Below are 21488 nucleotides of genomic sequence, written 5' to 3' on the forward strand. Positions count from 1 at the left end.
CCCGCCCCGGCAACCGGCTGCGAACGCGCCCCCTCTTGCGAGGAAGCGCCCCGCATCACTTCAGGTCGACGCCTTCGAAGCGATGGATGCCGAACGGATCCATCTTGTAGCCGACGACGTTCTTGGCGAGGCCCATGTAGACCACCGAATGGGCGATGGTGTACCAGGGGGCCTCTTCCTTGAAGATGACCTGCGCCTGCTCGTACAGCTTGGTGCGGGCGGCGATGTCGTTGGTGCGCTTGGCCTGGACGACGAGGTCGTCGAACTCCTTGTTGCACCACTTCGACAGGTTGTTGCCGCCCGGACGCGCCGCCTCGCAACCCAGCAGGGTGTAGAGGAAGTTGTCGGGGTCGCCGTTGTCGCCGGTCCAGCCGAGCATGCCCATCTGGTGCTCGCCCTGCTGCATCCGCTTGCGGTATTCGCCCCACTCGTACTGCACGATCTTCGCCTTGATGCCGACCTTGGCCAGATCGGCCTGCATCATCTCGGCGACGCGCTTGGCGTTCGGGTTGTAGGGGCGCTGCACCGGCATCGCCCACAGGTCGGTCTCGAAGCCGTTGGGGTAGCCGGCATCGGCCAGCAGCTTCTTCGCCCGCTCGACGTCGTACGGGTAATCCTCGATCGCGTTGTTGTACGACCACATGGTCGGCGGGATCGGGTTCTTGGCCGGGACGCCGGCGGCCTGATAGACCGCGGAGACGATGGCCTTCTTGTCCATCGCCATGCTGACGGCGCGGCGGACGCGGACGTCGTCGAACGGCTTCTTCGTCACGTTGAAGGACAGGTAGCCGACGTTCAGGCCTTCCTGCTCCTGCACGACGATCGAGCTGTCCTTCTTCATGCCGTCGATGTCGGCCGGGTTCGGGTACGGCATCACCTGGCATTCGCCGGCCTTCAGCTTGGCCAGCCGGACCGCCGCGTCGGGCGTGATCGCGAAGACGAGGTTGTCGAGCGGCTGCTTGCCGCCCCAATACTGGTCGAACGCCTTGTAACGGACGACGGCGTCCTTCTGGTAGGCGACGAACTGGAAGGGACCGGTTCCGACCGGAACCTGGTCCAGCTTCTCCGGCGTGCCCTTCTTCAGCAGCATCGCGGCATATTCGGCCGACATGATCGGCGCGAACGGCATGGCGAGGTTGGCCAGGAACGGCGCCTCGACCGCGTTCAGCGTGAAGCGGACCGTCAGGTCGTCAACCTTCTCGATCGACTTCAACAGCTTGGGCATCGCCATGTCGTTGAAGTAGTCGTAGGCGCCGCCCGACACCTTGTGGAAGGGGTTGTCCGCCTTCCACTGGCGCTCGAACGAGAAGATCACGTCGTCGGCGTTGGCGTCGCGGGTCGGCTTGAAATCGCCGACGCTGTGCCATTTGGCACCGGCACGCAGCTTGAAGGTGTAGACCAGACCATCGTCGGAGATGGTCCAGGACTCGGCAAGGCCGGGAATGACCTTGGTGCCGCCATGCTCGAACTGGACGAGATTGTTGTAGACCGGGAGAGCAACGTCGAAACTGGTGCCGGTCGTGTTCAACATGGGGTTGAAGTTTTCGGGGCTACCCTCGGAGCAATAAACAAGGGTCTTCGCCGCCTGGGCCGGCGCCGACAGCGCCAGCGCCGCGGCCATACCAAGCCCGGCACCCAGCAGGATGCGCTTCATTCGTCTTGCCTCCCGATTCCGGTTGGAGCGTACGGAAATTTGCCAGAACGCCTTTGGAAATAGCGCCGCCATTTGGCGCGTGGCAAAGCCGCCTGTCAACGCCAACATGCATACGTGGCTATACCGTGGCGCAGAGCATATTTTTGGGCACCAATACGTCCGTATGGACACATTTTCGCCGCCGAAAACGAAACAGTTGCAAAGCCAACCATCCGGTTGACCGAATCGGTAGATTCCTTCCCTTGCGACTCAGGTTATCCGGGTGGGCCATTCCGGCAATGCGCGCAGCCGATGGGAGTCGGACGGCTGCCATGCACAGCCGCCGTGAAGGGTGCTTTCGCCCGTCATGCTAGGCTCGGTTGCACCTGTCATGGAACCCCTTTTCGGATACCGGTCCGGCGATGTCGCTTCCGCTCCTGCCGTCTTTCCTGCGAACCGGTCCGCTGGCCGGCCCGCTGGCCGCCTATGGCCTCTACATCGTCGGCTCCGCCCTGCTGGCCTCCAACCCGGTGGTCGGGCGGGCGGTCGCGCATGTGGTGCCGCCGATCGGGCTGGCCTTCTGGCGCTGGCTGATCGCCTTCCTGATCGTGCTGCCCTTCGCCCTGCCGGGGCTGCTGACCCACCGCAACCAGTTGAAGCGGCAATGGCGGCGCTACCTTCTGCTGGGCGTGCTGGGCCAAGGGATTTCGGGCGCCATCGTCTATTACGGGCTGGAGCGGACCAGCGCCACCAACGCCAGCCTGATCTACGCCACCAGTCCGGCGATGATCCTGGCGCTCGCCGCCGTCTGGCTGGGCGACGCGATCCGGCCGCGGCAGGTGCTGGGCATCCTGCTGGCGATGGCGGGCGTTCTGGTGATCCTGACCCGCGGCGAGCTGGAGGCCTTGCGCCACCTGTCCTTCAACAGCGGCGACCTGCTGGTGCTGACCGGGGCGGTGTCCTGGTCGGTCTACACCATCCTGCTGCGGCAATCGGGCACACCCCTGCCGGTGGTCACCGCCTTCGCCGCCAACGCCTTCGCCGGGGTGCTGGTGCTGGCGCCCTTCTACGCGTGGGAGACGGTGGCGGTGCGGCCGGTGCCCTTCTCCGTCTCCACCATCCTGTCGATCGTCGCGGTGGCGCTGTTCGCCTCGGTCCTGGCGCTGCTGGCCTATCAGAAGACCATCGCGATGATGGGGGCCGCGCGCGCCTCCACCGCGCTGTACGTCTCGCCGCTGTGGGCGGCGCTGGCGTCCTGGGTCCTGCTGTCCGAGCCGCTGCAGGGCTTTCACCTGATGGGGGTGGCGCTGGTCCTGCCCGGCGTGATGCTGGCGACCCTGCAGGCGCGCAAGCCGGCGGCGGAGCCGGTGACCGAAGCCGCCTGAACGGAGTTGCTTGATCGGCACCCGCCGCCCGCCCATCTTGGCCGGAACCCCGCATCCTGCCTCCGTCCGGTCATGCCCGATACCGCGCCCACCCCGCTCCTGCTCTGCGCCGACGACTATGGTCTGGCGCCCGGCGTCAACGCCGCCATCCGCGACCTGATCGCCCAGGGGCGGCTGACCGCGACCTCCGTCATGAGCCTCTGTCCGCATTGGCGTGAGGATGCCGCGGCACTGCGCGAGTTGAAGTTCAAGGCCGATGTCGGGCTGCATTTCACCCTGACCGACCAGCCGCCGCTGGGCTCCATGCCGACGCTGGCGCCGGATGGGCGGCTGCCGCCGCTGGGCCGGCTGATGGGTTGGGCCTATCGCGGGAAACTGAACGCACCGACAGCGAGGGCGGAGATCCGTGACGAACTGTCGCGCCAGATCGCCGCCTTCACCGACGCCTGGGGGGGGGCGCCCGACTACATCGACGGCCACCAGCACATCCACCAACTGCCCGGCGTGCGCGAGGCGGTGGTGGAGGCGCTGGCCACCCTGCCCGGCGCCTATGTCCGCCTGTGCGGGGAGCCGGTGGCGGCGGTGCTGCGCCGGGGCGTGGCGGTGCCGAAGACGCTGCTGATCGGCGGGCTGGGCGGTGGGCTGAGGCGCATGGTGCGGGCGCGCGGCATCCCGGCCAACGACCGCTTCGCCGGCGTCTACGACTTCGCCGGCAGCCGGCCCTTCGCCGAACTGATGCCCCGCTTCCTCGATGGCATCGGCGGCCGCACCCTGGTGATGGTCCACCCCGGCCTACCCGACGAGGAACTGCGCCGCGTCGACACCCTGGTCGAGCCGCGGCGCACCGAATACGACTATCTGCGTGGGCCGGAGTTCGCCGCCCTGCTGCGGGCGCGCAACATCCGTCTGACCCGCTTCGCCGGCTTTCCCCGGTAGAGGGCCGTCCTACTCCTTGTCGTCCGGCTGCCAGGCCCGGCGGCGCAGCTTGAAGCGCTGGACCTTGCCGGTCTCCGTCCGCGGCAGCGCGTCGAGGAATTCCACCGCGCGCGGATACTTGTAGGGCGCGATGTGCTCCTTGACGAAGCTCTGTAGCTCCTCCGCCAGGCGCTCGTCGGGGCGGACGTCGTCGCGCAGCACGACGAAGGCCTTGGGGATGGTGCCGCGCACCGGGTCGGGGGCGGCGATCACCGCGCATTCCTGCACCGCCTCGTGGCTCAGCAGGATGTTCTCGACCTCCAGGCCGGAGATCTTGTAGCCGGCCGAGACGATCAGGTCGTCGGTGCGGGCGTGATACCAGAAGAAGCCGTCCTCATCGACGTGGAAGGCATCGCCGGTCAGGTTCCAGCCCTGCTGGACATAGCTTTCCTGGCGCGGATCGTCGAGATAGAGACAGCCGGTCGCCCCGCGCACCGCCAGCCGGCCGACCTGACCGGGGGGCAGCCGGCGGAACTGGTCGTCGACCACCATCGCCTCGTAGCCCGGCACCGGCTTGCCGGTGGAGCCCGGCCGGACATCGCCGGGGACGGCGTGCAGCACGGCGTTCAGCAGCTCGGTGGTGCCCAGGCTGTCGAGGATCTGCAGCCCGGTGGCGTCGCGCCAGCCCTCGAAGGTCTGCTGCGGCAGCGGCTCCCCGGCGGAGACACAGAGGCGCAGCGAGGACAGCCCCTTCGCCAGCCCGGGTTCGGCGGCCATGCGGCCGATCATGCCGCGATAGACCGTGGGCACGGTGAACATCACCGTCGCCCGATGGCGGGTGGCGGCCTCCAGCAGCCGGTCGGCGGTGCCGCGCTCCAGCAGGATGACCGACGCGCCGATGCGCAGCGGGAACAGCAGCAGCCCGCCCAGCCCATAGGCGAAGGCCAGCGTCGGCGAGCCGCAGAACACGTCCTCGGCCGTGGTGCCCAGCACGGAGCGCGGCGACAGGTCGGAGATCGCCAGCAGATGGCGGTGGAAATGGGCGGCCGCCTTCGGCGTCCCGGTGGTGCCGGAGGTGAAGGCGATCAGCGCGACGTCGTCCTGCGCCGTGTCGGCGGCCTCGAACCCGGCCGGCTTGGTGGCGATGCGGTGTTCCAGTTCGCCGTCGCGGAAGCCGACGATGCGCAGCGACGGCAGCGCCGCCTCTTCCAGATCGTCGAGGAAATGGGTGTCGCACAGCGCCATGTCGATGGCGGCGCGTTTCAGCACGTCGGCCAGTTCCGGCGCGCGCAGCAGCGGCATCGTCGGCACCAGGACGCCGCCGGCCTTGATGACCGCCAGCCAGCAGGCGGCCAGCATCGGCGTGTTGGGGCCGCGCAGCAGGACGCGGTTGCCGGGGACCAGCCCGTAATCCTCGGTCAGGACCCGGGCGATGCGGTCGACGGTGTCGCGCATCCGGCCATAGCTCCACACCTCGCCGTCGCCGCCGATCAGGCAGGGACGGCCGTCCCAGCCGCGCTCGCGCCAGCCGTCGATCAGGGCGGAGGCGGCGTTCAGCCGCTTCGGGTACTGGAGTTCGGGGCGTTCGAGAATCAGGTCGGGGCGTTGCGCCGGCGCCGGCAGCCGGTCACGGGTGAAGCTGTCCAGATGTCCGGATGGCGTCATACGCGGTGCTGCCTCCCCCCATTGGCTGACGGGGAGGATGGGGCCGGCGTGATCGGTGGGCGGAACCGGCCGCCACACGCGCGGTTCAGACACGGCCATGCCATCGGCCGGCGCGAATGCGCATCCCTTCATGGGCAATGCTCCATCTCCCCCCGCAGAGGACGCATGAACACGCCTCCGTCTTATCTTTTATGCTCCGACTATAGTGCCAGGGGGCGCGCGTGAGCCATGCAACGAACGAATGGTGGGTGCACCATCAATCGCCATTCGTGCCGGGACAAGTGACTGAAAATGCCTGTTTTTCGTTGGTAAGACGCATGATTCGGACCGAAAGTACGGGTCGGCGTACCAACCTTCAGCCGTTCTGCAGATAGATGTCGATCTCGCCCTGCTCCATCACATGGGCGGTGCCGTGGATGATCCCGTTGGCAACCTGGATGATGCGGTGGATCATCGCGACGGAGGCCTGGCAGTCCATCCGCAGCTTGTCGGGATCGCCGCTGTCGATGTCGGTGCCGATCCGCTCCAGCGTGTGGGCGATCACCTGATGGGCCTGGGCGATGGTGTCCTCGAAGGGGCGGAGGAACTTCGACGGCACATGGCCGTACGCCTCGATCGCCAGTTCCTTGTCGGAAAAGCCGCTGTCGCGGAAATGCTCGGCATAGCTCTTGGGCTGCCAGATGCGGCATTCCTCCAGCATGTCCGGCATGTCCGGGATCATCTCGATCAGCATCACGATTTCGTTGAAGTGATTGAGATAGTCGGTCGCCAGCAGCGTCTTTTCCGAGATGTTCGTGCCGCGCACGCGCTCCCGCCACCGGACGAAGTCGGCCAGCTCATCCGGCGGAATGCCATCCATCAGGGACCGATCCAACTCTTGGTCTTCCATGCACAAACCCGGACCCGATGCGGCAGCCCACGCGACACCCCGGCCGGCACGATCCGGCCGGCCCGTCACACGGACGGTGCGTCCCAGGACGCCCAACCCCAACCGTGTGCCGATGTCCTTAACGTTGGATTAAACGGCTTGCAAGCGTCGGGTTGTGAAAGTCACCAATTGACGAAATGGAAAAGGCGACAGGGCCGTTATCCATCCAGATAAAAATTCGCCGCCGGCACCCGTCCGCATGATGTCGCGGCGGCGCCCGGCGGCGATGAGGACTGGCGGTTCAGGGAGGAATCACACCATTGGCGGTTCCAACACCGCTCCTGCCGGTTGGTTCCCGGGCGTCATGCTTGGTTTTTTCAATCGCCGGACCGCGGTACCCGAAAGCGACGGCGCGCGGAAAGAAAAAACGCGCCGGCCTGGGGGTGGCCGGCGCGTTCGAGGATCGGGAACACTCGCCTCGCCCTCACACGGCAGATGCGCGGCAGATGCCGGAGGGCAATGTCAGAGTAGGCCGGTAAGTCTTTCGGAACGGTTAAGCCGTCTCCTCCACCAACCCCTATGCGGCGGGGGTCATAGACCGCCGGTCATTGCCATGGGGCCAGTTCCGGCCGTGCTTCATATTATGCATACTGAGTAATCCGTTGCAGGTATCTCGAATAAATCTTTCGGGTTCACTCCCGTTAGGCCGTGGACTGCGCCATATGAATTTGACCGTTGCAGGTCGCGATGCGTCAGTCTGCTGTGGAGGCAGCGTTGATGGCGTCGCGATCTCCGGCGGGAACCGACCTTCGGAATTTGTCGCCGGGATTCGTCGCCGAGCACCAAGCCCGGAAGGATCGGGTTGCACCGGCCGCATCCGGGTACCCGGAGCGGCATGTCGGGTGGTTGCCAGGAACACGCGCCGCAGAAAGGCACGGGGAGAGAGATGGAGCAGTACACCGGTCACTTCATGCAGCATTTGCCCTACCTGCGCCGCTATGCCCGCGCGCTGACCGGGACGAACGGGCGGGGGGACGCCTTGGTGACCCGCACCCTGGAATGGTATCTGGAGGCGGACGAGGCGGAGACCGGCCGGGGCGGCGACCTGTCGCGCGGCACGCTCTATCGCCATCTGAACGAGTTGCAGGACGAGGAAGGCGCGCCCCCGGCGGTGGCGCCGTACCATCCGGTCGAATCGGCCCTGATGACGCTGGAGGAGACCGACCGCCGGCTCTACCTGCTGGTCAATCTGGAGGATTTGCCGGTCGGCGATGCCGCCATCGTCCTGGGGATCGCCCCGGAAGAGGCGATGGAGCGGCTGAACCACGCCCGCGAGCGTGTCCGCGCCCGGCTGACCGCCACCATCCTGATCGTCGAGGATGACGCCATCATCGCCTACGATCTGGCGGAAACGGTGCGCGGCATGGGCCACATCGTCTGCGGCAACGCGGCGACGATGGACGAAGCGCTGTCGCTGGCGGCGGAACACCGGCCGACGCTGGCCCTGATGGACATCCGGCTGGCCGACGGCGACAACGGCCTGGAGGTGGCGCGCGAGCTGCGGGCCCGCCGGTTCCTGCCGGTGATCTTCGTCACCGCCTTCCCGGACGATCTGGCCAAGCATGGGCTGGAGCATCTGGGGCCGGTCATCCCGAAGCCCTTCACCCGCGACCAGATCGAACAGGCGATCACCCGCGCGGTGTTCATGCCCCAGCCGGAAGACGCACGCGAGACGGCGCAGCCCCACTGAGGGGCGGCGCCGCCTGATCCGGCTTTAGCGGAAGACCACCGTCTTGTTGCCGTTCAGCAGCACGCGGTGTTCCACGTGATAGCGGACGGCGCGGGCAAGGACGATGTTCTCGATGTCACGCCCGATGGCCACCAGGTCGTCGGGCGTCATCGTGTGGTCGACGCGCTCCGCCTCCTGCTCGATGATCGGGCCTTCGTCGAGGTTGGAGGTGACGTAGTGCGCGGTGGCCCCGATCAGCTTGACGCCGCGGGCATGGGCCTGATGGTAGGGCTTGGCGCCCTTGAAGCTGGGCAGGAAGCTGTGGTGGATGTTGATGACCCGGCCGGCCATCCGCTCGCACAGCGCCCCCGACAGCACCTGCATGTAGCGGGCGAGCACGACGAGGTCGACCTTCTCCTCCTCCACGATCTCCAGCAGGCGGGCTTCCTGCTGCGCCTTGTTGCCGGGGGCGACCGGCAGATGGTGGAACGGGATGTTGTGCCACGCCGCCAGCTGGTAGAAGTCGCGGTGGTTGGAGACGATGGCCGGGATTTCGATCGGCAGGTAGCCGGTGCGGTAGCGGTACAGCAGGTCGTTCAGGCAGTGGCCGAACTTCGACACCATGATCAGCACGCGCGGCCGGCGGCGGGCGTCGTGGATCTGCCAGGTCATGCCGAAGCGTTCCGCCACCTGGGCGGCGAATTCGGCCTCCAACTGCTCCTTCGTCGGCCCGGCGGGGTTGCCGTTGAAGCTGACGCGCATGAAGAACAGGCCGGAGATGCGGTCGCCGAACTGCGCGCTGTCGATGATGTTGCAGCTCCGCTCCGCCAGGAAGCCGGACACCGCGAAGACGATGCCGACGGTGTCGGGGCAGGAAACGGTGAGGATATAGTCGGAGCCGGTCTCAGACATCGCGCGTCCACCATGGCGTACAGCAAGAAAAGGGGGAAGCTTCCCTAGCACGAACGCCGCGATGTTGCACCCGCTTCATGAGCAGATGCGCACATGGCTGTATCGTCGCGTGGGCTGCACCGTCGCTTGGACTGCACCGTCAATCGGGATCGTCCGCCACTCCGGCGGCCCACGCCGCTCTGGCGTGGACGGGCCGGCGGTGCGACAATCGGCGGCGGCCGGACTGGCCGGCGAAGAGAGGCGGGATCACCCATGGCAACCGGCGGCAAGATCATCGGTGAATACACCAAGGGCAAGGTCGACAAGCTGATGACGGCGGACGCCGCCGACAGCAGCCGCAGCCAGCGCATCCGCCATTTCCTGGAAAACATGGATGCGGCGATCCTGGAGGCCAACTGCGAGGTCATCGGGCGCGAACTGCCCAACCTGGACCGCGACAGCTTCCTGCGCATGGCGGTGCGGGTGGCGGAACTGCGCGCCGACTATATCCGCGCCGGCCTGAAGATGTCCGAATCCCGGCACCCCGACTCCTCGACCGTCACCGACCTCGCCCGCCTGCGCGCGGCCTACGAGGAGATGCTGGCCGTCTATGAAGCCGCCGAACGGGTGATCGAGCGCGGATACGCCAAGCTGGGATGAAGGGCGGGGGATAGCTAGCCCTTTCCCCGAAAACAAAAATCCCCTCCCCCGCGATCCTGCGGAGAAGGGGCGCGACCGATCGGTCACATATTCAGTGGCGACCTTCCAAAGCGACGCCCGGTGGCCGGATGATGGCCGGCATTGGGTGTTACACGTCGTGGAAATGCTCCAACTCACGACGAAGGCTGGTCGCTTCCTGCCGCAGGCCGACGATCCGGCGGACGTCGGGACTGGGCTGCTGTTCCTCGCGTTCGAGCTTGTCCTCGATATCGCGCTGCTCTTGCCGGATGATGTTGAACAAGGCTTTCCTCAACATCGACACCTCCCGAGCTGATCGCTAAAATTTTAGCGCTTTTCCAATCGGTCATCAAGCAACCAATCACCTCTGTCGAATCCTCAGCCTGTCAAGTGTGCCCATATGACCGGAGGCTCACAAATATTCAGAAACGGTAACCTGCCCAGCCTTGACAATACTTTTTTGCAGCCGCATTGGTTAATGAATCAGGCTAGACCAACGGGTGGCACGGCGGGTCGGGCGACCTGACGCCGCGGTCTCCCCACCTTTGCAGCATGGTATTTCTGGCAATGGATCGACGGCAGCTGCTTGGGCTCGGGCTGAGCAAACTTTGGTTAACCGCTTTCGGCACGGCGGCGATGGCGCTGGCCCAGACGCCGGGCCCGGCGCTGGCTGCGGAGCGGCGGCCCGGCCGCAAGCCGGCCGGCGGCGCTTCGTCGCGGCCCCGGCTGGTCATGCTCGATCCCGGCCATGGCGGCAACGATCCCGGCGCGATCGGCACCCGCGGCACCTTCGAGAAGGAGGTGACGCTCGACATCGCCCGCGAGGTCGCCCGCATCCTGGCCGGCCGGACCAACGTCGCGGTGAAGCTGACACGACGCGACGACCGTTTCCTGGCGCTGGACGAGCGGGTGGCGCTGACGCGCGAGGCCGGGGCCGACCTGTTCGTGTCGATCCACGCCGACAGCGCCCCCAATGCCGATGCGCGCGGACTGTCGGCCTACATCCTGTCGGAAAAGGCGTCCGACTCCTTCGCCTCGCGCCTCGCCCAGCAGGAGAATCAGGCGGACCGCTTCGGAAAGCCGGGATCCTTCGGCGGTGGGCGCATCGTCAAGGACATCCTGCTGGACCTGACGGCGCGCCACACCCGCCATGCCTCGCTGGCCGCCCGCCAGCTTCTGGTGGAAGGCGCGGGCAAGGAGCTGCGCCTGCTGGAAAACCCCATGCGCTCGGCCAATTTCGCGGTGCTGAAGGCGCCGGACGTGCCGTCTGTGCTGGTGGAGACCGGCTTCCTGTCCAACCCCAGGGATGAGGAAATCCTGCGCGACGCCACGGCGCGGCGGGTGGTCTCGCGCGTGCTGGCCCGCGAAATCGCGGGTGTGCTCTCCAACCCAGCTTTCGCCTGATTTTGCCCCGAGACTGCACGAGGCGCTGCGACGAATCTGCTGTCTCAGCAGGCCCTTCGCAATCGCAGCGACTGCAACATCCGTGCATCACCTCGGGACAAAGTGACGATGACTGGTGAAAGCCCTGAATTTCCCCATTGCAAAGACCGTTCCGCCGTGACTTTTTCCGGCCGCGCGCCGCATCCGCCCGGCGCTCGACACGCAGGCAGGGGGAGGCACGCTGTGACGGGTTTGAGCCGCCTTTGGACGATGTTCGCGCTTGCCTGCGCCGCAGGAACCTCGCTGTCCGGTTGCGGGCCGCTGGTGCTGGGAACCGCCGGCGGCGCCGCCGTCGTGGCCTCGCAGGAGCGCGGCTTCAGCGGCTTCGTCAGCGACACCGAAATCCGCGCCCGCATCAATTCGCTGTGGCTGCAGCATTCGATCGATCTGACCAACCGGATCGGCCTGACCGTCGACCAGGGCCGCGTGCTGCTGACCGGCCGCGCCGCCGACGCGCAGATGCGCCTCGACGCGGTGCGGCTCGCCTGGCAGGCGGACGGCGTCAAGGAAGTCATCAACGAAATCCAGATCGACAACGGGTCCAGCATCGTGGACACCGCGCGCGACACCTGGATTTCAACCCAGATTCGCAGCCGCATCACGTTCGATGCGGATATTCATAGCCAAAACTACAGCATCGATACCGTCGATGGAGTTGTCTATCTGATGGGTGTCGCCAGCTCGCAGGAAGAGCTGGACCGCGTGCTCCAGCATTCCCGTTCGGTGCCCAACGTTCAGCGTGTCGTCAGCTACGTCCGTCTGCTCTCAAACCCAAACCTCCAGGGTTGAAACCCGACCGCCATGGCCTCCGCCCTATCCCGCGTCCTCGCCGTTCTCCGCACCGCCGCCGTCGCCGCAGCCCTGATCCTGCCGGCGGCGGTCGCGGCCGGTCCCGTTTCGGCACAGGACGCGGTGATCCAGGGCGATGTGATGGCCTCGGAAGCGATGATCCAGAAGGTGGCGGCCGAAACCGTGGTCGCCCAGGATCAGGTGGCGCAGGACCAGGTGGCCCAGGATCAGGACGGCGGCGGGGCGGATTCCCCCGCCGCCGGCACGCCGGGTCCGGCCAACCGTCTGTTCGTGCAGGCTCTGCAGCTGATCCGGCAGGCCGACAACACCTATGACGTCGCCGAGGAGTCGCGCCTTCTGAAGGAGGCGGACAAGCTGTTCAACGAGATCGTGACGAAATACCCCGACAGCCCGCTGGCGGTGCAGCTCGTCACCAACCAGTTCGTCGGCGACTTCGACTTCTACGAATTCCGTTCGCGCATCCGGGCGCTGGTCTGCAACGACGCGCTGAGCAGCCTGTGCTTCCTCCACCGCATCGGCGAGATGCTGCCGCCGGTGGAGACGCCGATCACCGCCGCGCGCTGGGACTGGCTGTCGCTGGCGGTCGCCTACCAGCAGCTGGGCGATCCCGGCCGCGCCAAGGAGATCATGGCGCCCTTCGTCAGCGCGGTGCGCCGCGGCGGCGTCGCCGACAGCTCCGGCCAGGATCTGTTCGTCGCCCGCGCCCTGTCGCTGATGGGGCAGTCGCCGCTGGCGCTCGACATCACCCGGCAGATCAACGACTGCTCGACCCGCATCTACAACCTCGCCGACATCGCCAAGGCGGCGTCCTGGCGCGGCGACGCGGCATTGACCAACGCGCTGGCCGACGAGGCCAAGAGCTATGCCTCCAGCCACAACTGCTCGTGGGAGCTGGGGCTGGTCGCCCAGACGCTGCTGCGCGCCGGCAAGGAGGCGCAGGCCCGCACCCTGTTCCTGAACACGGTCGAGACGCAGTTCTCCAAGTTCAAGGAAACCCGCGGCGACTGCTGCCCGCCGGAACTGGCGGTGGCGGCGGCCGACATCGGCGAGCCGAAGCTGGCGCTGGGGCTGCTCAGCACCGTGCAGGACGAAAACCCGTGGACGATCCCGGCGGTGCTGGGGCGGCTGGCCAAGCGCGGCGAGACGGCGATGGCCGTCGCCTATGCCGAACAGGTCGCCGACATCGACACCCGTGGCGAGGCCTATGCCGAGCTGATCGAGGCGGCGATGAAGCGCGGCGAGCCGGCCGTCGCCAACGACCTGATGAACCGCCTGAACAAGCTGGCGGACGACTCCGCCGGCCGCCGCCCCGGCCTGCTGGCGCAGCGGGCCAAGGCGGAAAAGGCCTTCTACAACGACGACCGCTGGCGCCGCACCTTCCAGCAGGCGATCAACGCGGCGGAAAAGGCCAGCAACTTCGTCCGCCGCGACATCGGCGCCCCGCTGCTGGCCGCACTGGTCAGGATCGAGACCGGCCTGCCGATGCTGGATTGAGGCGCTGGATCGAGGGGGAGGGAAACTCCCTCACCCCACCGCCAGCACCAGCTTGCCGACATGCTGATTGCTTTCCATCAGCCGGTGGGCGTCGGCGGCCCGGTCGAGCGGGAAGACCTCGTGGACGACCGGCTTGACCTTGCCCTGCTCGATCAGCGGCCAGACGCGGGCCTTCAACTGGTCGGCCACCGCCTGCTTGTAGGCGACCGGACGCGCCCGCAGGGTGGAGCCGGTCAGCACCAGCCGCTTGGTCATGACGGGGAAGAAGTTCACGTTGGCCGTCGCCCCGCGGACGAAGCCGATGCAGACATAGCGACCCTCGACCGCCAGCGCGTCGATGCTGCGGGCGACGTAATCGCCGCCGACGATGTCCAGCACCACATTGACGCCGGCACCGCCGGTCGCCTCCTTGACCACCGCGACGAAATCCTCCTCGGCATAGTCGACGGCCCGTTCGGCGCCCAGCCGGACGCAGGCGCCGCATTTCTCCGGCCCGCGGGCGGTGGCGAAGACGCGGGCGCCGAAGGCCGCGCCCAGTTGGATCGCCGTGGTGCCGATGCCCGACGTGCCGCCATGCACCAGCAGCGCCTCGCCGGGCTGGAGCGCGCCGCGCTCGAACACGTTGGACCAGACGGTGAAGAAGGTCTCCGGCAGGGCCGCCGCCTCGGCCATCGACAGGCCGGCGGGAATCGGCAGGCATTGCGCCGCCGGCACCACGCAGAACTCGGCATAGCCGCCGCCGGCCAGCAGGGCGCAGACCGGATCGCCGACCCGCCAGCCCTCCACCCCCTCGCCCAGCGCGTCAACCGTTCCGGCGACCTCCAGACCGGGGATGTCGGTGATGCCCGGCGGCGGGTTGTATTTGCCGAGCCGTTGCAGCACGTCGGGCCGATTGACGCCGGCCGCCTGGACGGCGATGCGGATCTCGCCCGGCGCCGGATCCGGGACCGGACGGCGGGCCGGGACAAGCACCTCCGGCTTGCCGGGCTGGCTGACCTCGATGGCCGTCATGCTTCTGGAATCTGTCATTCGGATCGCTCCCCTGCCCTGTCGTCGTGATGGGTTTGGCGGCACTGTGTCGCCGGGGCGAACCACCCGTCCACGCGGCGATGGATCCGATTTCGCCCAGCGGAAAAGGCAAAAAAATGGCCGTGCTGCACACAGCACGGCCAGTCTCCGAGAGAAGCGCGAACATGCAAAACAACACATCCGCCCGATGAGAAAGGAACGCCTTTCCCGAGACAGACAATCGCACCGATCCGTCCGATTTGCCCGAGAAAAACGACGCTTTTCCATTCCGTGGAAACGGCTCTTTTCTCAAGAAAAAGGGCCGCGTCCCGTGAGGAACGCGGCCCTAAGTGCGCCAGGGAGGAATGCCAACGTGCACCACCTGCCGTCAGCTCTTGGCGTTACTGGTCCGTGCAAGGGTCAGTTGGAAACCGGCACGCGGCCGCCCAATTCCTGCGTCACCGCGGCGGCGGCGCGCTTGACCATCTCGCCCAGGGCGCGCAACCGCGCGTCCTCGATGCGCCGGCTGGAGCCGGACAGCGACAGGGCGCCCATCACACGGGAATTCTCGTCGAAAATCGGGGCGGCGACACAGCGCAGGCCGGACACCCGCTCCTCCTGGTCCAGGGCATAACCGCGGGTGCGCACCAATGTCAGGTCGCGGTAGAGCGCCGGCAGCGACGACAGGGTGCTGCGGGTGAACTGGCGCATGCCGCGCTGGGTGACGATGGTCTGGACTTTGGTCTCCGGCATGCCGGCCAGCAGAGCCTTGCCGACGGCGGAGCAGTGCAGCAGCGTGCGGTCGGTCTGCGGAACCGCGACCTGGGCGGCGCGGGGACCACCGACGCGGGCGAGATAGAGCGCCTCGCCATTTTCCTCGACGGCGAGGTTCACGATCTCGCTGCTCTCCTCCATCAGGCGGCGCATGCGCGGACGGGCGACATCGACCAGATTGCGGGTCTTCAGGAAATTGGCGCCGGTCATATAGGCCTGGACGCCGACCACCCAGCCGCGCGCGCTCTGGTCGAAGCGGACGTAGCGCTCGTACTGCAGGGTCGTCAGCAGGCGATGGGTGGTGGAGGGCGACAGGTTCGCGGCCTCCGACAGTTCGGTCAGGGTCATCGGCCCGTCATTGGAGCCGAGGATCGTCAGGATGTTCAGCGCGCGGCACAGCGACTGGACCACCTGGCCCCGATCGGCCTTGGCGTCCTTGCCGTTGTCGTTCTTCACCCGCGGCGTCTCGATGATCGCGGTCTTGATGATCGCGGCGGCACCCTCGCTGGGGTCGTCGTGGATGATGCGGCGGGCCAGGATGCTGTTTTGGGCTTGCGCTTTCATGTCCCATCTCCCTCGGGGTCCGGCGCTTTGGCTGCGCCTGTCTGTTGCGGCTGATGGCGTGAGTGACAGAAGCTTCGATCAGGCCGCGGGACCGTCGCGGACGGCGGTCCCGCGGGATGGCGGTCAACCTTTGAAAATGGCCTGCATGGTGGAGCCCAGGCTGGCGGGGCTGTCGGCGACGGCGATGCCGACCGACTTCATGAAGTCGATCTTGAAGTCGGCGGTGTCGTTGCCGCCGGAGATCACCGCGCCGGCATGGCCCATGCGGCGGCCCGGAGGCGCCGTGCGGCCGGCGATGAAGCCGACGACCGGCTTCTTGGTGCCCGAGGCCTTGATGAACTCGGCGCCGCGGACTTCGGCGTCGCCGCCGATCTCGCCGATCATGATGATGCCCTCAGTCTCCGGGTCCTTCACGAACAGCTCCAGGCTGTCGACGAAGTTGGTGCCGTTGACCGGGTCGCCGCCGATGCCGATGCAGGTGGTCTGGCCCAGGCCGGCCGCCGTGGTCTGCGCCACCGCCTCATAGGTCAGCGTGCCGGAGCGCGAGACGATGCCGATCTTGCCGCGCTTGTGGATGTGGCCCGGCATGATGCCGATCTTGCACTCGTCCGGCGTGATGATGCCGGGGCAGTTCGGGCCGATCAGGCGGGTCTTGGAACCATTCAGGGCGCGCTTGACGCGGACCATGTCGAGCACCGGGATGCCTTCGGTGATGCAGACCACCAGCGGGATCTCGGCGTCGATCGCTTCCAGGATCGCGTCCGCGGCGAAGGGCGGCGGCACATAGATCACGCTGGCGTTGGCGCCGGTCTTCTCGACCGCCTCGGAGACGGTGTCGAAGATCGGCAGGTCGAGGTGCTTGGCGCCGCCCTTACCGGGCGTGACGCCGCCGACCATCTTGGTGCCGTAGGCGATGGCCTGCTCGGAGTGGAAGGTGCCCTGGGCTCCGGTGAAGCCCTGGCAGATCACCTTCGTGTTCTTGTCGACGAGAACAGCCATCTCACGCGGCCTCCTTCTTGACGGCGGCGACGATCTTCTTGGCTGCGTCGTCCAGATTGTCGGCGGACAGGATCGGCAGGCCGGAGTCTGCCAGGATCTTCTTGCCGAGAGCGACGTTGGTGCCTTCCAGGCGGACCACCAGTGGAACGTGCAACTGCACGTCGCGGGCCGCGGCGACGACGCCCTCGGCGATCACGTCACAGCGCATGATGCCGCCGAAGATGTTGACCAGGATGCCTTCGACCGCGCTGTCGGACAGGATCAGCTTGAAGGCTGCGGTGACGCGCTCCTTCGTGGCGCCGCCGCCGACGTCGAGGAAGTTGGCCGGCTCGGCGCCGTACAGCTTGATGATGTCCATCGTCGCCATGGCGAGGCCGGCGCCGTTGACCATGCAGCCGATGTTGCCGTCGAGCTTGACGTAATTCAGCTCATGCTTCGCCGCTTCGATCTCCGCCGGGTCTTCCTCGGCCTCGTCGCGCAGGGCGGCGACCTCCTTGTGGCGGAACAGCGCGTTGTCGTCGAAGCTCATCTTGGCGTCGAGAGCCAGGATGTCGCCCGAACCGGTAACGATCAGCGGGTTGATCTCGACGATGGCGCAGTCCAGCTCGGTGAAGGCCTTGTAGGCGGCCTGGATGAACTTGGCGGCGGCACCGATCTGCTTGCCTTCCAGGCCCAGCGCGAACGCCACCTTGCGGGTGTGGTAGCCCTGGATGCCGGTGGCCGGGTCGACGGCGACCTTGACGATCTTCTCCGGCGTGTTGTGGGCGACCTCCTCGATCTCCATGCCGCCTTCGGTCGAGGCGATGATGGTGACGCGCCCGGTGGCGCGGTCGATCAGCAGGCCGAGATACAGCTCGCGCTTGATGTCGGCGCCTTCCTCGACATAGAGGCGCTTAACCTCCTTGCCCGCCGGGCCGGTCTGCTTGGTGACCAGCACGCGGTTCAGCATCTCGGCGGCGTTGGACGCCACCTCTTCGACCGACTTGACGACGCGGACGCCGCCCTTGCCGGCCGGGTTGTCCTGGAACCGGCCGGCACCACGGCCGCCGGCATGGATCTGCGACTTCACCACCCAGACCGGACCGCCGAGTTCACGGGCGACCGATGCAGCCTCTTCCGGGGTGAAGGCCACGCCACCGCGCGGAACGGCGACGCCGTACCCCCGCAGCAGATCCTTGGCCTGATATTCGTGAATGTTCATGGTTTGCGTCTCAACCCTGTCGGGAATGGTCTTTTGGATGCCGCGGGGAGCCGGGAATTCATCGGCTGACGGGCGGCGGATTTTTAAAAACTGCGGGCTTCGGCTCTCGGGCGACCGGGAAGGGGACGGTCGGGGGAGAGCGAGGCGCGTTTCAAAAAAGCGATAGGCAACTTGAATTCTTGGGGCATTAGACCCCCACCTATCCTCCCCCGCTGGGCGGGGGAGGGACTGCCGCCACTCTCCCGCCTTAGTACCTGCTCCCTCCCCCGCCCAGCGGGGGAGGGTTGGGGTGGGGGTAATGGCGCGGAACCTACTCCGCCGCTAACCGCTCCACGACGCCGATGGCGCCGCTGTCGCGGATTTCGACGATCTCGCGCTCACCGAAACCCAGGACGTCACGCAGGATTTCGTCGGTGTGCTCGCCCAGCAGCGGGGAGCGGGTGACCTCCGTCGGGCTGTCGGACAGCTTGATCGGGTTGCCGACCGTCAGGTAGCTGCCGCGGGTCGGATGCTCCACCTCGACCAGCGTGCCGGTCTCGTAGAGCGACTTGTCCTCGGCGATCTCCTTCATCGACAGGATCGGGCCGCAGGGGATGTCGTACTTGTTGAGGATGTCCATAACCTCGAACTTGGTCAGGGTCTTGGTCCACTCCTCGACCGTGCCGAAGATCTGCATCAGGCGCGGCAGGCGGGCCACCGGGGTGGCATAGTCGGGATCGGTGATCCACTCTTCCTTGCCGATGACCTTGCAGATCGACTTCCAAACCGGCGCCTGGGCGATGAAGTAGATGTAGGCGTTGGGATCGGTCTCCCAGCCCTTGCACTTCAAAATCCAGCCCGGCTGGCCGCCGCCCGAGGCGTTGCCGGCGCGCGGCACGGTGTCGCCGAATTCGCCGTTCGGGTATTGCGGGTATTCCTTCATCGGCCCGTGGGCCAGACGCTGCTGGTCGCGCAGCTTGACGCGGCACAGGTTCAGAACCGCGTCCTGCATGGCGGCCAGCACCTTCTGGCCCCGGCCGGTCTCCTTGCGCTGGTAGAGCGCGGTGACGATGCCCAGCGCCAGATGGAGGCCGGTGCCGCTGTCGCCGATCTGGGCGCCGGTGACCATCGGCGGGCCGTCGTCGAAGCCGGTGGTCGAGGCCGCACCGCCCGCACATTGGGCGACGTTCTCGTACACCTTGCAGTTCTCGAACGGCCCGGGCCCGAAGCCCTTGACCGACGCGACGATCATCGCGGGGTTCAGTTCCTGGATGCGTTCCCAGGTGAACCCCATGCGATCGAGCACGCCGGGGGCGAAGTTTTCGACCATCACGTCGCAGGTCTTGATCAGAGCCTCCAGCACCTCCTTGCCCTTGGGCGTCTTGGTGTCGAGGGTGATGGACCGCTTGTTGTGGTTCAGCATGGTGAAATACAGGCTGTCGGCGTCCGGCAGGTCGCGCAGCTGGCTGCGGGTGATGTCACCCTCGCCCGGCCGTTCGACCTTGATGACGTCGGCGCCGAACCAGGCGAGCAACTGGGTGCAGGTCGGTCCCGACTGCACATGCGTGAAGTCGAGAATCCGCACGCCCTGAAGTGCCTTGCCCATGTATTTCTCCCCCTGCTTTTTGGTGTCGTGTGGTCGGCCCAGTTTCTTAAGGCCGTCTCTTAGGACGGCATTTTGCGGACCGAACTGGTCGGGTTCAGGCTGCCGATGTTGCCGCTTTCGGTGCCCGCCGCCGGATCGATGACGGCGTTGATCAGGGTCGGACGACCGCTGTCCATCGCCTCGCTGACCGCGCGGTACAACTCGTCCGGGTTGGTGACATGGACGCCGACGCCGCCGAAGGCTTCCATCATCTTGTCGTAACGGGAACCGGGGACGAAGACCATCGGCGACGGGTCGGCCCCGCCGGTCGGGTTGGTGTCGGTCCCGCGATAGATGCCGTTGTTGTTGAAGATGACGATGCAGACCGGCAGGTTGTAGCGGCAGATCGTCTCCACCTCCATGCCGGAGAAGCCGAAGGCGCTGTCGCCTTCCACCGCCAGGACCGGCTTGCCGCTCTCCACCGCGGCGGCGACGGCGTAGCCCATGCCGACGCCCATCACGCCCCAGGTGCCGACGTCCAGACGCTTGCGCGGCTCGTACATGTCGATGATGCCGCGGGCGAGGTCGAGGGTGTTGGCGCCCTCGTTGACCAGCATGGCGTCCGGCCGCTCCTTGATGACCCGGCGCAGAGCGCCGAGCGCACCGTGGAAGTTCATCGGCGACGCGTTGCTCATCAGCTTCGGCGCCATCTTGGCGACGTTCTGCTCACGCTTGGCCGCGACGGTGGCCATCCACTCGGTCGGCGGGGTCAGGCCGCCGTCGATGCCCTTCAGCATCACTTCCATGACCGACGCGATGTCGCCGACCAGCGGAGCGTGGATTTCGACGTTGCTGTCCATCTCCTTCGGCTCGATGTCGATCTGGATGAACTTCTTCGAGCCGGGCTTGCCCCAGGTCTTGCCCTTGCCGTGCGACAGCAGCCAGTTCAGGCGGGCGCCGACCAGCATGACCACGTCGGCTTCCTGCAGCACCAGCGAACGGGCGGCACCGGCCGACTGCGGATGGGTGTCGGGCAGCAGGCCCTTGGCCATGCTCATCTGCAGGAAGGGGATGCCGCTCTTCTCGACGAAGGAGCGGATGGTCTCGTCGGCCTGGGCATAGGCGGCGCCCTTGCCGAAGATGACCAGCGGACGCTTGGCGCCCTTCAGCAGGTCGAGCGCGCGGTTCACCGCGTCGGCCGACGGATACTGCGCCGGGGTCGGATCGACCACCTTGACCAGCGACTTGGCGCCTTCGGCCGCGTCCATCACCTGCGAGAACAGCTTGGCCGGCAGGTCGAGATAGACGCCGCCCGGGCGGCCCGACACGGCGGCGCGGATGGCGCGCGCCACGCCGATGCCGATGTCCTGGGCGTGCAGGATGCGGAAGGCGGCCTTGCACAGCGGCTTGGCGATGGCGAGCTGGTCCATCTCCTCATAGTCGCCCTGCTGCAGGTCGACGATCTCGCGCTCCGACGAGCCGCTGATGAGGATCATCGGGAAGCAGTTGGTCGTGGCGTTCGCCAGCGCGGTCAGGCCGTTCAGGAAGCCCGGTGCCGAAACCGTCATGCAGACGCCCGGCTTCTTGGTCATGAAACCGGCGATCGCGGCGGCGTTGCCGGCATTCTGTTCGTGGCGGAACGAAACGACGCGCATGCCCTCGGCCTGCGCCATGCGCAGCAGGTCGGAGATCGGAATACCGGGGACGACATACAGGTTGTTGATGTCGTTGAGCTTGAGCGCGTCGATGACGAGCTGGAAGCCGTCGGTCAGCGCCGGCGCGTCTTCGACAACAGATGCTTCCGTGGCCTGGTTCTTAGTGATCGTTGCAGCCGCAGTAGACATATGGGTGACTCCTCCCCGAGGCT

18 protein-coding genes are annotated in these 21488 nt (G+C 66.8%); 7 read left to right on the forward strand and 11 right to left on the reverse strand.

What is annotated here, in order from left to right:
* Positions 1–55: 55 nt before the first annotated feature.
* Complete coding sequence (locus B9N97_RS04940) at positions 56–1654, reverse strand: ABC transporter substrate-binding protein (protein ID WP_085083934.1); 1599 nt, start codon at positions 1652–1654, stop codon at positions 56–58.
* 401 nt (positions 1655–2055) lie between these two features.
* Here B9N97_RS04940 and B9N97_RS04945 point away from each other — a divergent pair, with 401 nt between their 5' ends.
* A complete protein-coding gene (locus tag B9N97_RS04945; protein WP_085083936.1) occupies positions 2056–3018 on the forward strand; it encodes a DMT family transporter in 963 nt (320 codons plus the stop codon).
* Between the two features lie 72 nt (positions 3019–3090).
* Positions 3091–3954, forward strand: a complete 864-nt coding sequence (locus tag B9N97_RS04950; protein ID WP_085083938.1) for a ChbG/HpnK family deacetylase — start codon at positions 3091–3093, stop codon at positions 3952–3954.
* Between the two features lie 9 nt (positions 3955–3963).
* Here the strand turns inward: B9N97_RS04950 and B9N97_RS04955 are convergent, their stop codons facing one another.
* Complete coding sequence (locus B9N97_RS04955; protein WP_085083941.1) at positions 3964–5598, reverse strand: AMP-binding protein; 1635 nt, start codon at positions 5596–5598, stop codon at positions 3964–3966.
* A gap of 355 nt (positions 5599–5953) precedes the next feature.
* Positions 5954–6457, reverse strand: coding sequence for a hypothetical protein (locus B9N97_RS04960; RefSeq protein ID WP_085083943.1), 504 nt, complete (start codon positions 6455–6457; stop codon positions 5954–5956).
* A 955-nt stretch (positions 6458–7412) separates the two neighbouring features.
* On the opposite strand from B9N97_RS04960, the gene B9N97_RS04965 reads away from it, so the two are divergent.
* Positions 7413–8216 carry a response regulator gene (locus tag B9N97_RS04965; RefSeq protein WP_085083944.1) on the forward strand — a complete coding sequence of 268 codons (804 nt, stop codon included), beginning with the start codon at positions 7413–7415 and terminating at the stop codon, positions 8214–8216.
* Positions 8217–8240: 24 nt separating this feature from the next.
* Here B9N97_RS04965 and purU read toward each other — a convergent pair whose 3' ends face one another.
* Positions 8241–9107: a formyltetrahydrofolate deformylase gene (gene purU, locus B9N97_RS04970; protein ID WP_085083946.1), complete on the reverse strand. Its 867-nt coding sequence runs from the start codon at positions 9105–9107 to the stop codon at positions 8241–8243.
* Positions 9108–9359: 252 nt separating this feature from the next.
* Here purU and B9N97_RS04975 point away from each other — a divergent pair, with 252 nt between their 5' ends.
* Positions 9360–9746: a hypothetical protein gene (locus B9N97_RS04975; protein WP_109074646.1), complete on the forward strand. Its 387-nt coding sequence runs from the start codon at positions 9360–9362 to the stop codon at positions 9744–9746.
* 148 nt (positions 9747–9894) lie between these two features.
* Here B9N97_RS04975 and B9N97_RS35495 read toward each other — a convergent pair whose 3' ends face one another.
* On the reverse strand, positions 9895–10062 hold the full coding sequence (locus B9N97_RS35495) for a hypothetical protein (RefSeq protein WP_167393191.1): 168 nt from the start codon (positions 10060–10062) through the stop codon (positions 9895–9897).
* Positions 10063–10331: 269 nt separating this feature from the next.
* Here B9N97_RS35495 and B9N97_RS04980 point away from each other — a divergent pair, with 269 nt between their 5' ends.
* The 3 genes from B9N97_RS04980 (at position 10332) to B9N97_RS04990 (ending at position 13511) form a co-directional block, all read left to right on the forward strand.
* Positions 10332–11168, forward strand: coding sequence for an N-acetylmuramoyl-L-alanine amidase family protein (locus tag B9N97_RS04980; protein ID WP_085083948.1), 837 nt, complete (start codon positions 10332–10334; stop codon positions 11166–11168).
* Between the two features lie 222 nt (positions 11169–11390).
* Positions 11391–11996, forward strand: a complete 606-nt coding sequence (locus B9N97_RS04985; protein WP_085083950.1) for a BON domain-containing protein — start codon at positions 11391–11393, stop codon at positions 11994–11996.
* 12 nt (positions 11997–12008) lie between these two features.
* The gene (locus B9N97_RS04990; protein WP_085083953.1) at positions 12009–13511 is read left to right on the forward strand and encodes a hypothetical protein; all 1503 of its coding nucleotides are present in this window, start codon (positions 12009–12011) and stop codon (positions 13509–13511) included.
* Positions 13512–13541: 30 nt separating this feature from the next.
* On the opposite strand, the gene B9N97_RS04995 is transcribed toward B9N97_RS04990, so the two are convergent.
* The 6 genes from B9N97_RS04995 to oxc form a co-directional block, all read right to left on the reverse strand.
* Positions 13542–14540: an NAD(P)H-quinone oxidoreductase gene (locus B9N97_RS04995; RefSeq protein WP_085083955.1), complete on the reverse strand. Its 999-nt coding sequence runs from the start codon at positions 14538–14540 to the stop codon at positions 13542–13544.
* A gap of 399 nt (positions 14541–14939) precedes the next feature.
* Positions 14940–15857 carry an IclR family transcriptional regulator gene (locus B9N97_RS05000; RefSeq protein WP_085083957.1) on the reverse strand — a complete coding sequence of 306 codons (918 nt, stop codon included), beginning with the start codon at positions 15855–15857 and terminating at the stop codon, positions 14940–14942.
* A 123-nt stretch (positions 15858–15980) separates the two neighbouring features.
* Complete coding sequence (gene sucD / locus B9N97_RS05005) at positions 15981–16856, reverse strand: succinate--CoA ligase subunit alpha (protein WP_085083959.1); 876 nt, start codon at positions 16854–16856, stop codon at positions 15981–15983.
* A gap of 1 nt (position 16857) precedes the next feature.
* On the reverse strand, positions 16858–18057 hold the full coding sequence (gene sucC, locus B9N97_RS05010) for an ADP-forming succinate--CoA ligase subunit beta (protein ID WP_085083962.1): 1200 nt from the start codon (positions 18055–18057) through the stop codon (positions 16858–16860).
* A gap of 310 nt (positions 18058–18367) precedes the next feature.
* Positions 18368–19642 (reverse strand): formyl-CoA transferase, encoded by a 1275-nt coding sequence (gene frc, locus B9N97_RS05015; RefSeq protein ID WP_085083964.1) that lies wholly within the window; start codon positions 19640–19642, stop codon positions 18368–18370.
* Positions 19643–19701: 59 nt separating this feature from the next.
* Positions 19702–21465, reverse strand: a complete 1764-nt coding sequence (oxc, locus tag B9N97_RS05020; protein WP_085083966.1) for an oxalyl-CoA decarboxylase — start codon at positions 21463–21465, stop codon at positions 19702–19704.
* Between the last annotated feature and the right edge of the window lie 23 nt (positions 21466–21488).

This window comes from Azospirillum oryzae (assembly GCF_900177515.1).
Classification (GTDB): Bacteria; Pseudomonadota; Alphaproteobacteria; order Azospirillales; family Azospirillaceae; genus Azospirillum; species Azospirillum oryzae_A.